A 9,936-nucleotide genomic window follows, 5' to 3' on the forward strand; every position below is an offset into this window, starting at 1 on the left:
CTGCTAATTGCTCACCGCTAACTGTTGTTAACTGCTACCCGCTAACCGCTACCCGCTACCGCTAACTGCTACCCGCTACCCGCTACCGCTAACCCCTACTCGCCACTCGCTAACCGCTACTCGCTAACTGCTACACGCTAACACTAACTTCTAATCCCTAACTGCCAATTGCTACCCGCTACCCGCCAATTGCTACCCGCTACCCGCTAACCGCTAACTGCCAACCGCTAACCGCCAACTGCCGACTGCCAACTGCTAACCGCCAACCGCCAACCGCATCCTCCCGGCTTACCCTATTAATTCTTTACTACTAATGACTAATCGCTTCATGTATTTTCAGAAATTTTTGAAAATTCAAAATATGTGAATACCTTTGTCAGGAACTTTCGCACTTATGAACACACTTGCCTATATCATTTACCTGCTCATAACCTACCTGGTAACAGTGCGTGTAGGATTCATCTTTTACCGCAACGGGCGCCTGTTCATCCTGAACCTGTTACGGCAGGATGCCGCGCTTACCGACTTTATAAACAAGATCCTGCTGGTGGGTTATTACCTGCTGAACCTGGGCTACGCCGCGCTGATGCTCACCACCTGGGATACTATTCACACCTGGACGGAGCTGCTGAGCAGCATTACCGCCATGACCGGCAAAATACTGCTTACACTGGCGCTCATCCATTTTGGCAACATGGCCGGCATTTACTTTATCAGCAAACGCGATCAGTCTATTATTCATTCTAAAATATAGTTGTATGCAAACCTCCTACAATTTCATGGCCTATTTAATTTACCTGCCTGTGGTCATCTTATTAACCTGGTATGTAGCGCATACCCTGTTCAAAAACAGCAAAGTGTTCATGCTGGACATTTTTGGCGGCAAGGCCGAAATTGCCGGCGCTACCAACAAGCTGTTTGAAACCGGCTTTTACCTGCTGAACCTGGGTTTTGCCTTTTGGGTAATGACCATTGTATCCGACATTGCCAGCAACCGCCGCCTGCTGGAAATACTGAGCACCAAAATCGGCGGATTTTGCATCTACCTGGGCATCATGCTGTTCTTTAACCTGTACCTGTTTTTCCGGGGCAGAAGGATCTCTAAGGAAAAAGCCCGGCTGGCCACTGTTCCCGTACCGCCGCCTGCCATCAGCTGACCTTTCATCCCCATACCATACATCACCAGCACATGCCATTAAGGTATGTGCTGCTTTGTCTTATAGATTTTTTTTATTATATTGTGTAGTATTTACCAATGCCAACACTACAACCTGTGCCATGAATTCATTGTCATATCCATTGCCGCCGGCCCATGTTTATCCGGAGAAGTTAACGCCATCCGCCGGATTCAGAAAACAAGCCCTTAAAGTTATTATCGCTATCCTGCTTTTCTTAATCACCTATGTGCTGTTATTGGCTGTGGCCGTGGGTTTGGCCATTGCATGCTGTTATGCCGGTATCTGGATAGTAGTGAATTTGCCTAAGATGATCACTATCATTTTAGGCGGAGGGCTGGTATGTTTAGGTATTTCCGTGTTGTACTTCCTGGTGAAGTTTATGTTTGCGGTTTCAAAGGATGAAAATGCCGCGCGCATTCCTGTTACAGAAGAAGAGCAGCCGGAATTATTTGCCTTCATTCGCCGCCTTACCACCGATACCAATACCCGTTTCCCGAAAAAAATATTCCTGTCGCCCGATGTAAATGCCTGCGTATTCTATCATTCCAGCTTCTGGAGCATGTTCCTGCCCATACGTAAGAACCTGGAAATAGGCCTGGGCCTGGTGAACAGCATTAACATCAGCGAGTTTAAAGCCGTAATGGCGCATGAGTTTGGGCACTTCAGCCAGCGCAGTATGAAGTTGGGCAGCTTTACGTATAATACTAACCGTATTATTTATAATATGCTGTATGATAACAATGGTTATACAGCTTTTCTGCAGGCCTGGGGCAACCTTCACAGTTTCCTGGCCCTTTTTGCCAACATTACCATCAAAATAGCGCAGGGCATTCAATGGATCCTGCGCGGCATGTATAAGCTGATCAACAAAAGCTACCTGGCCCTGAGCCGGGAAATGGAATTTCATGCCGATACCATTGCGGCCAGCGTAGCAGGCGGTAATAACCTGGTAACAGCCCTGAGCAGGGTAGAGGTGGCCGGCGGCTGCTATACCTCTGCTATTAATGCAGCCAATGAATGGCTGCGTGAAAAAAAGGTGGCCCGCAATATTTTCCGTAACCAGCTTACCGTGTTCCGCGCCATGGCCAGCCAGCACCAGCTGCCGCTGAAACAGGGCCTGCCGGATATTAGCTACCAGTTCATCCGCTCATTTTCCAAATCCAGGATCAATTATAAAAATCAATGGGCCAGCCATCCTACGCTGGAAGAACGTAAAGCGCACCTTGAGCAGGTGGCTATGGATGCCCCTGCCGATGATACCAGCGCCTGGGTACTGTTCCATGATGCAGAGGCCCTGCAGGAAAAGCTGACAGCCAACCTGTACCACGCAGTACCTATGGAAGGTGAAATAAAACATTATGATGACCGGGAGTTTGATACCTGGCATGCCGAACAGCAGGAAACTTACCGCCTGCCGGCTGCCTACAAAGGTTTTTATGACAGCCGTTATATTAATGTAACGGAATGGGATCTTACCGCTAACGAATATACGCCGCAGCCGGGCGGCTTTGAAACGCTGTTCAGCGAAGAGAACGGGCAGATCCAGGCTTCTATTACCAACAATGAGAACGACCTGGCCATATTAAGAGCTATCAAGGAAAAGCGGCTGGATGTTACCAGCTTTGACTTTGACGGCGCCAAGTATACCCACCACGATTGCGACAGCATTATAGCCCGCCTGGAAAATGAGAACGAAGCATTAAAAGTGCAGCAGGCGCAGCTGGATAAAGAAGCTTTCAGCTTTTTTTATACAAATGCCAACGGCCAAAAGGAGCATGTGCTGGCGCAGTACCGGCAGTTCCAGGCATTTGGCAAACGCAATGATGCCTACCTGGATATTGTGCATAAGATCAACACTACACTGCAGCCCTTTTATGATGGCAACCTTACATTGGGGCAGGTGAATGAAGCCGTAGAACAGCTGCGCAACAATTATGAATGGGAATTTAAAAGAGCCCTGCAGGCGCTTATTAATGAACAGGTCATCACCCCGGAAACACCCGCTGACCTGTACAATAAGATCTTAGCGTTTATAGATACCCGTTATACCTATTTTAAAGACAATACCTTCCAGAATGATGAGCTGAACGGGCTGTACGACCTGGCCGTGAAAGTGGCCGGGGAGCTGAGCGACATCCGTTTCCGGTATTATAAAAAAATGCTGGAAACACAGCTGGAATCCTACGCACATCAATAGAGTATCACAGTCCCCATTGCTCCATAATAGTATTGCTGAATACTTTTTTAGCATCCGGTTTTAATAGCTGGTTCCTGGCTTTTACCCAGGCATCCAGCCGGTCGCCGTACATTTTTTTCATGCGCTTAGGCGTAAGCTCATTCACTTTGCCCCAGTGAAAGGTAAAAGGTATATTCTGCTTTTCCAGCTCTTTCCATACTGCTTTGTAAAAAGAATAGGTGGTTTTGGAAAAGGCTGCATCAAGCTCCACCACACAGGTGTAAGGGAATCGTGTAAACGCCAGCAAAGCGCCGGACTGCTTTATGAACCGGAAAGCAAAAAGCCCGGCAAAAGGTCCCTTGGAATTATTGAGGGTCAGTAGCAGGTCAATGACCGTATTCACATGTTCCAGCGGTATACCCACGGCAGCGCTCAGCAATTTGCCATGCAGGTCGGTATTAGAGAATATTTCCCCTAAACAGCCCAGCTGATTTTTGTAAGGTGTGAGTGCACCGGCCAGTAAATTATTTACCAGCAGGGGCACGGTGCTGGGTATGGCATTTGTGAGCTTACCTATAAAACAGGGCGCATCATCGCCCGGGCCAATGCCCTGTGTATTGCTTACCGGCGGAGTATATCCGGTGTGGTAGGGCCTTTTATACATACTGGTAACATAGGCGCCTTTCTTTAAATTATAGGGGTTAATGATCACCTGGAAATGATAAGGGCGTTCATTCCCGCCCGGCAGCGTAGCTTTTGAAAAATCCAGTGTTTGCATCCAGCTGCGCAAAGCGGCATTCAAAGGCCTGCATTCAAGATGGGCCTCCAGCAGGAAAAGCGGTTCTGTTTCGATCATTACTCCATGAATAATACCAAAGCTGCCAAAGCTCACCAGCGCAGCATTAAACAGCTCATCATCCCGCACCAGCTCTGCATCCAGTAAAGCAATAAAGCTCTCTGATACCACAGGATTGCTGCTGCGCTCCAGCCATATATGCCGGTCAGGCCCCAGTATAAGGTGCATACCCGTTACCACATCCTGTACCGCGCCTACATCAAAGGCGGATCCGTGTGCACCCGTGGAGATAGCGCCCACAATGGTTTGCCCGTTGCTGGCGCCGGATGTTTTCAGGGAAAGCCCGCGCTCTTTCAGATATGCAGAGAGCTCCCAGATGGCGGTGCCGCATTGGGCCAGGAAAAGTTTTGAGGGATCGCCTTTATATGCTGCCGTAACACTGGCCGGTGAAATTTCAAACACGGTGTTCAGCGCCTTTGTATCCAGTATAATACCATTGGTAGCGGCAATGGGGGTAAATGACCAGCCAGCGCCTAAGCCGCGTAAAGCGCTGTCACTATTAATGGCTTCCCGGATCAGCTGCTGAAAGCCTTTGGTGGCCGCATTATACGTATCCAGGGCCGTACCGCTGCCATTGCCCAGCTCATACAGGTTCTGGATGGTATAGGCAAAGGTTTCATGCCGGTTCTCCCATTTGGTATTGTTGGTTTTAAAAATTTTCATGCTCATAAGCGGCCGTTTTTAGGACAAGGTTTACCACAGCGGTATTCCACCTTTACCGGGCAGTAAATACCCAGGGACACTACCGTAACAAGCGCATAACCCAGGTTGGTCTTAACCTGCACCTCCGACATACCATAGATATTCAGGCTGTCGCAATTGGGAGTGCTAAGCTGTTTGGGCTTTTGAACCAGGCCCCAGAACCAGCTATGCGCGGTTACCCTGGTGATCTCTGAACCCTCCTGGTTTCTGGTAGCAATACGGTAGGAATAACAGCTGCTGAATGACATGAGAGAAATGGCCAGTAACAGGGTTAGTAGCAATTTTTTCATTAGGGAATTTTTGGGGTCAAATAATATACAGGGGCAAATTAGAGCATATTGCCGTGCCAGCCAGCCGCCATTGCGTAATTGGCTGCTGCTGATTAACAAGTGGTGGAAAGCAACCCTTAAATGGAATGGGGGACCGTGATATTTATCACAGTTTTTTTTTATCCTGGATCAATGGTTTAAAGTGGCTACCCGTTGCAACTTTGCACTATAAAAATTAAAGCACAAAGTTATGTTCCAACAGGTTTTTAGTACAGATAGCAACTGGCCCGGCCTTATTTTACGCCTTACACTAGGACTGGTTATCTTTCCCCATGCTACGCAAAAATTATTCGGATGGTTCAATGGCCCGGGATTATCCGGCGAAATGCAGTACCTCACGCAAACCACCGGCCTCTCAACCTTTACAGCAGTAATGGTGATACTGGTAGAGTGCGGCGGCGCCTTGCTGCTGCTCAGCGGCCTGGCCACCCGCATTGCTGCCGTAGGCATGATGGGCTTATTCATTGGGATGATCGTGGTGGTGCATTATAAAAGCGGTTTTTTTATGAACTGGTTTGCACAGGCGCCGGCAGGGCAGGAGGGGTTTGAATATCACCTGCTGGTGATAGGGATGTGCGTGGCTTTGATCCTTACCGGTGGCGGACGTTTTTCGATAGACCGGTTAATAAGTAGCTTTTAGCGTTTAGCCTTTAGCTTTTGGCGTTCGGCATTTTGCTTTTAGCATTCAGCGTCTTTTTTTAAATTGGGCATGTTATGATACAAAAAGACTTTGCTGAGCGCGTAGTAAACATGCTTAAAGGCGATGCCCGCGTAATTGGCCTGGCAGCAGCCGGTTCCTGGATCACCAATGAAATAGACGCCTTCTCTGACCTGGACCTGGTGCTGGTTACCCACGATGTTGTTGCCGGTAACAAAACACAAATGCTGGCCTATGCGCAGCAATTTGGCAAGCTGCTGAATGCCTTTACCGGCGAGCATGTGGGCGAGCCCCGTTTGCTTATTTGCTTGTACGATGATCCGCTGCTGCATGTGGATATTAAATTCCTGACCTTACCGGAATTCCATCAGCGTGTAGAGAACCCCGTGGTATTGCTGGAAAAAGATCAGCAGCTAACGAACACCATCAGCAATACCACGGCTGTCTGGCCTTATCCCGACTACCAGTGGCTGGAAGACCGCTTCTGGACCTGGGTACATTACGGAGCCACCAAGCTGGGGCGGGGAGAGTATTTTGAAACCATGGATATGCTGTCTTATTTACGGGCGCGGGTACTGTCCCCGCTGTTGCAGGTCCGGAACGGGCTGCAGCCCCGGGGCATGCGGCGGCTGGAAACCAGTTTACCACCCGCAGACCTGGAAAGGCTAATGGCCACTGTACCGCAGTACAAGCCCTTATCCTTACTGGAAGCTTTACGCCAAAGCATAGACCTGTACAGGGTTTTGCGGGAGGCGTTGTTTCCCGCCGGCGTTATTTTACAAAGCGCGGCAGAAAAAAGAAGTATGGAATACCTGGAGGAAGTTGGCGCTCACTTATAGTGAGCCGGGGTATTTTTCTTTCATGCTATTGCTGGCCTGTGTAACCATTGTTTTCAGCACGGCAGTATCCACATCCTCCAGCTTTTTGATGTACAGGCAGCCCTTGCCTGTTTTGTGTTTGCCCAGCTTTTCCAGCAGGGAAGAGTGATCAAAGCTGCCCAGCATCAGGTAAAAAGTAAAAGCCTCCTTGCGGGGCGAGAAGCCGGTTAAAGGCGCATCGCCCTCATGGCCGCTATCGTATTTGTAATGGTAGCTGCCGAAGCCCACAATAGCGGGCCCCCACATTTTGGGTGCATAACCGGTGGCCTGCTGCATCAGCTCCAGGATGGCATAGCTGTCTGTACGTTTTTTTTCATCTGTTATTGTATCCAGGAAGGCCGTAACGCTGCTCTCGGTGGGCTGGGTTTTCTGTTTTGCCATATCAGGGGTATTTAGTTCAAATATAACGAGTTTTTATAAGGGGTATCTTCGCTTGATAAAAGTATGATTTTCAGGCTGGAAAGCCCTGTGGGCGGCCCCTGCCATATTAATGTGATTTGGTAATTTCAAAATATTTGGTATATTTAATGAGATACGCATCGTTGTGGACTATGATCCTGTATTTGTAGACCAAAACCTACAGATTTTATCCAGAATCCCATACTAGATTGCAATGTAATTCGTTATCAGTACTCATAAAAATTATTCCGTGGAGAGACTTGTACGTGTCCTACTGCTGTCGCTGTTAGTATTTGCCTACCGGCCTGAGGTGAAAGCGCAAGGCCTTGATTACAAATTACTAAGAACAATTAACTACAACCGTGATGGTGAATTTGACGGTTTTATGAACGGTGTAAGCAACAGCATGTACACTGTTTCTGCCGCCCTGCCCATTAGCCAGCTGGTGATCGGGTATGCTACCGGCAATAAGATCACCATCCAGAATGGCTGGACCACCGTAGGAGCGCTGGCAGTAAGTTATGCTGCCACTACCGCTATGAAAGAATCTTTCCGCCGTGACAGGCCTTTTATGAACCACCCGGAGCTCAATACCGCTCAATCGGGCAATAGCCCTTCCTTCCCTTCCGGGCATACTTCCACCGCTTTTGCCTGTGCAGCAGCGCTGAGCCTTGAATATCCGAAATGGTATGTAATTGCACCCTCTTTTGCCTGGGCTGGCGCCGTAGGGTATTCCCGTATGTACCTGGGCCGGCATTATCCCAGTGATGTATTTGTGGGTGCGATCATCGGCAGCGGATCGGCTTATCTGAGCTATAAGCTGAATAAGTGGATAGACGGGAAACATAAGAGATCGTCATCATCCCTGACGCCGGTACCGCTGTTCTAGCGGATCTGCCATTTCCAATTCCTTATTGCAATAATAATTTTCTCAGGTTAGCGGGATAGCTTTCGGCTTCCGTAACGCCGCTACCCATTGTGATGCTGTCTCCCAGACACACCACCCGTTTTGCCGGCAGCTGTTTGTAGGTGATACAATCATACACGGCCAGCGCGATTACCCGGTAGCCATTTGCCGTGGGGTGCACCCCATCTTTAACATGGCTGTTGGCCTCATTCCGCAGCAGTGATGCTTTATCTGTTCCTGCCTGGCCTATTTTTTCAAACACGGCGCCCAGCTCCAGCAGGGTAGCCCCTTGCGCTGCCGCTACTTCCCGGATAGCATTGTTGTAGGCTATACGCCGCTCATCCGGTGTTTCATTGGCAAAAAAGGAAGCGGGGTGGCGGGTAAGCAGGTACGGTGTGTAAAAGGGCAGAATGGTCATTAAAAGCACCTTGCTGCCACTGTTGCCAATGCGTTGTACCAGCTCCGTAAGGTTAGCTTTATATTGTTCCAAGGGAATGTGGTTGTCATGGTTCATGCTGTCATTGGTGCCTGCCATCAGAACCGTGAGCTCCGGCTGGCGGGAAAGGCAATCTTTTTCCAGGCGGTTCAGCATATCCTGGGTATTGTTACCGCCAATACCGGCATTGATCACAAATGCATCTTCCTGCTTAGGCGTATGCTGGCGGGCAGCCAAGGAAAGGGGCAGGGCGGCGCCCAGGGCTTGCAGGGCGGTATTGGTCAGAAAATTCCTCCGGGTCATGAAATCCGTTTTAGCGGCATTAAGATAACGTAAAAGCCGGGAATGTGAAACAGGCAGGTAAGGGTTAAATGCCGGAATGGCTAAGATCTTTTTTGCTTTTTATCCGGTTCTTCATACGCCTGCAGCAGCTTTTTAGGCGCCCGTTCTTTCCAGGCAGCCAGGAAAAGGCCGGCCAGGACTTCCTGATCCACTTTAGCCAGGTGAATGAGCATCATGGGGTAGTTCTGGTAATGATCGGTAATGAAAAAAATGTCGGGGGCGGCTTCCATCCACTTTTCCCGTTCCTGGGTGCGGATGGCCAGGGTTTCACCATCTTCCTTGATACGGCCCAGCAGCTTCTTATGCACCCAAAAGCCCGGCGTACCATGGCAGGGACCTTCTGTTACACCGGGTAAGGCCAGCGCAATGTCGCGCACCTGCTGCAGGTATCTGTATGCGTCCAGGTTCATGTTATTAAATATACGAAATGTTTATTTTAGCAAATAACTCATTCCGCGCCTGTATCTATGAAGTATTTGAAATTGTTGTGCATTATAGTATTGATCTTTTTTGCCTGTAAACGAATAGGCCCGGCGGGGTTCTGGGCCGGTTTTGAAAAAAGCATACGGGTAGAGAACTATAACGACCAGGGCATCTGGGGCGGCCATCGCGCTATTTACTGGAAAGCGCCGGATGAACATCATTTCAATACCGGCAACATTCTCCGCTTTGCTGCCAAACATAACTGGCAGCTGGTAGATAGCACTGCTTTTAATGCCGTTACCGTACAGTCCTGGGGCGCCCGGTTTGCGCCGGTATTTACATTGCCGGAGGATAGTATCCTTAGCAGCTGTTATAAATACTTTCCCGGATGGATCCATACCGGCATTACGCTATACCGGTTCAATACCAATATGCTGCTGGTATACCCGGGAACAGACGATAACACTACCACCAATGGCATGGTAGCAATAAGCCGGGATGACCGTGAAATGGCTGTTTACCATGCCTGGGGAGAATAGAGTGGTTAGCCTCACCGCAGCTCCCGTACTTCTACCTCTGCACCAAAATTAATACCCGGGTAGGCCTTAGCCAGTGAGGTGGCTTCCTGGATGCTTTTGGCCAGTACGATCAT

Annotated in this window: 12 protein-coding genes; 7 read left to right on the forward strand and 5 right to left on the reverse strand. The window is 49.2% G+C overall.

Annotated features, from left to right (window positions below; genetic code table 11):
- The first annotated feature begins 394 nt into the window (after window positions 1-394).
- The 3 genes from VIM87_RS20245 (at window position 395) to VIM87_RS20255 (ending at window position 3,375) form a co-directional block, all read left to right on the forward strand.
- Window positions 395-754 (forward strand): hypothetical protein, encoded by a 360-nt coding sequence (locus tag VIM87_RS20245; RefSeq protein WP_331998762.1) that lies wholly within the window; start codon window positions 395-397, stop codon window positions 752-754.
- Between the two features lie 4 nt (window positions 755-758).
- Window positions 759-1,157, forward strand: a complete 399-nt coding sequence (locus VIM87_RS20250) for a hypothetical protein (RefSeq protein WP_331998763.1) — start codon at window positions 759-761, stop codon at window positions 1,155-1,157.
- 247 nt (window positions 1,158-1,404) lie between these two features.
- Window positions 1,405-3,375, forward strand: coding sequence for a M48 family metallopeptidase (locus VIM87_RS20255; protein ID WP_331998764.1), 1,971 nt, complete (start codon window positions 1,405-1,407; stop codon window positions 3,373-3,375).
- Window positions 3,376-3,379: 4 nt separating this feature from the next.
- On the opposite strand, the gene VIM87_RS20260 is transcribed toward VIM87_RS20255, so the two are convergent.
- Both VIM87_RS20260 and VIM87_RS20265 read right to left on the reverse strand, forming a co-directional pair.
- The gene (locus VIM87_RS20260; RefSeq protein WP_331998765.1) at window positions 3,380-4,879 is read right to left on the reverse strand and encodes an FAD-binding protein; all 1,500 of its coding nucleotides are present in this window, start codon (window positions 4,877-4,879) and stop codon (window positions 3,380-3,382) included.
- Complete coding sequence (locus tag VIM87_RS20265) at window positions 4,876-5,202, reverse strand: Bor/Iss family lipoprotein (protein WP_331998766.1); 327 nt, start codon at window positions 5,200-5,202, stop codon at window positions 4,876-4,878. The genes VIM87_RS20260 and VIM87_RS20265 overlap by 4 nt, the downstream gene beginning before the upstream one ends.
- Window positions 5,203-5,431: 229 nt before the next feature.
- On the opposite strand from VIM87_RS20265, the gene VIM87_RS20270 reads away from it, so the two are divergent.
- Window positions 5,432-5,881, forward strand: coding sequence for a DoxX family protein (locus VIM87_RS20270; protein WP_331998767.1), 450 nt, complete (start codon window positions 5,432-5,434; stop codon window positions 5,879-5,881).
- Between the two features lie 74 nt (window positions 5,882-5,955).
- A complete protein-coding gene (locus VIM87_RS20275) occupies window positions 5,956-6,738 on the forward strand; it encodes an aminoglycoside 6-adenylyltransferase (protein ID WP_331998768.1) in 783 nt (260 codons plus the stop codon).
- Here VIM87_RS20275 and VIM87_RS20280 read toward each other — a convergent pair.
- On the reverse strand, window positions 6,733-7,158 hold the full coding sequence (locus VIM87_RS20280) for a DUF1801 domain-containing protein (protein WP_331998769.1): 426 nt from the start codon (window positions 7,156-7,158) through the stop codon (window positions 6,733-6,735). The two genes, VIM87_RS20275 and VIM87_RS20280, sit on opposite strands and share 6 nt — an antisense overlap.
- A 268-nt stretch (window positions 7,159-7,426) precedes the next feature.
- On the opposite strand from VIM87_RS20280, the gene VIM87_RS20285 reads away from it, so the two are divergent.
- Window positions 7,427-8,065, forward strand: a complete 639-nt coding sequence (locus VIM87_RS20285; protein WP_331998770.1) for a phosphatase PAP2 family protein — start codon at window positions 7,427-7,429, stop codon at window positions 8,063-8,065.
- Between the two features lie 22 nt (window positions 8,066-8,087).
- Here the strand turns inward: VIM87_RS20285 and VIM87_RS20290 are convergent, their stop codons facing one another.
- Both VIM87_RS20290 and VIM87_RS20295 read right to left on the reverse strand, forming a co-directional pair.
- Window positions 8,088-8,822, reverse strand: a complete 735-nt coding sequence (locus tag VIM87_RS20290; protein WP_331998771.1) for an SGNH/GDSL hydrolase family protein — start codon at window positions 8,820-8,822, stop codon at window positions 8,088-8,090.
- Between the two features lie 80 nt (window positions 8,823-8,902).
- Window positions 8,903-9,271, reverse strand: a complete 369-nt coding sequence (locus VIM87_RS20295; protein ID WP_331998772.1) for a hypothetical protein — start codon at window positions 9,269-9,271, stop codon at window positions 8,903-8,905.
- A 57-nt stretch (window positions 9,272-9,328) separates the two neighbouring features.
- Here VIM87_RS20295 and VIM87_RS20300 point away from each other — a divergent pair, with 57 nt between their 5' ends.
- Window positions 9,329-9,823 carry a hypothetical protein gene (locus tag VIM87_RS20300; protein ID WP_331998773.1) on the forward strand — a complete coding sequence of 165 codons (495 nt, stop codon included), beginning with the start codon at window positions 9,329-9,331 and terminating at the stop codon, window positions 9,821-9,823.
- Window positions 9,824-9,936: the final 113 nt, after the last annotated feature.

Source organism: Chitinophaga sp. (assembly GCF_036569125.1).
Taxonomy (GTDB): domain Bacteria; phylum Bacteroidota; class Bacteroidia; order Chitinophagales; family Chitinophagaceae; genus Chitinophaga.

Coding starts and splice junctions, on each gene's coding strand:
- VIM87_RS20245 (WP_331998762.1), top strand. CDS start 395: ATGAACACACTTGCCTATATCATTTACCTGCTCATAACCTACCTGGTA.
- VIM87_RS20250 (WP_331998763.1), top strand. CDS start 759: ATGCAAACCTCCTACAATTTCATGGCCTATTTAATTTACCTGCCTGTG.
- VIM87_RS20260 (WP_331998765.1), bottom strand. CDS start 4,879: ATGAGCATGAAAATTTTTAAAACCAACAATACCAAATGGGAGAACCGG.
- VIM87_RS20265 (WP_331998766.1), bottom strand. CDS start 5,202: ATGAAAAAATTGCTACTAACCCTGTTACTGGCCATTTCTCTCATGTCA.
- VIM87_RS20270 (WP_331998767.1), top strand. CDS start 5,432: ATGTTCCAACAGGTTTTTAGTACAGATAGCAACTGGCCCGGCCTTATT.
- VIM87_RS20275 (WP_331998768.1), top strand. CDS start 5,956: ATGATACAAAAAGACTTTGCTGAGCGCGTAGTAAACATGCTTAAAGGC.
- VIM87_RS20280 (WP_331998769.1), bottom strand. CDS start 7,158: ATGGCAAAACAGAAAACCCAGCCCACCGAGAGCAGCGTTACGGCCTTC.
- VIM87_RS20290 (WP_331998771.1), bottom strand. CDS start 8,822: ATGACCCGGAGGAATTTTCTGACCAATACCGCCCTGCAAGCCCTGGGC.
- VIM87_RS20295 (WP_331998772.1), bottom strand. CDS start 9,271: ATGAACCTGGACGCATACAGATACCTGCAGCAGGTGCGCGACATTGCG.
- VIM87_RS20300 (WP_331998773.1), top strand. CDS start 9,329: ATGAAGTATTTGAAATTGTTGTGCATTATAGTATTGATCTTTTTTGCC.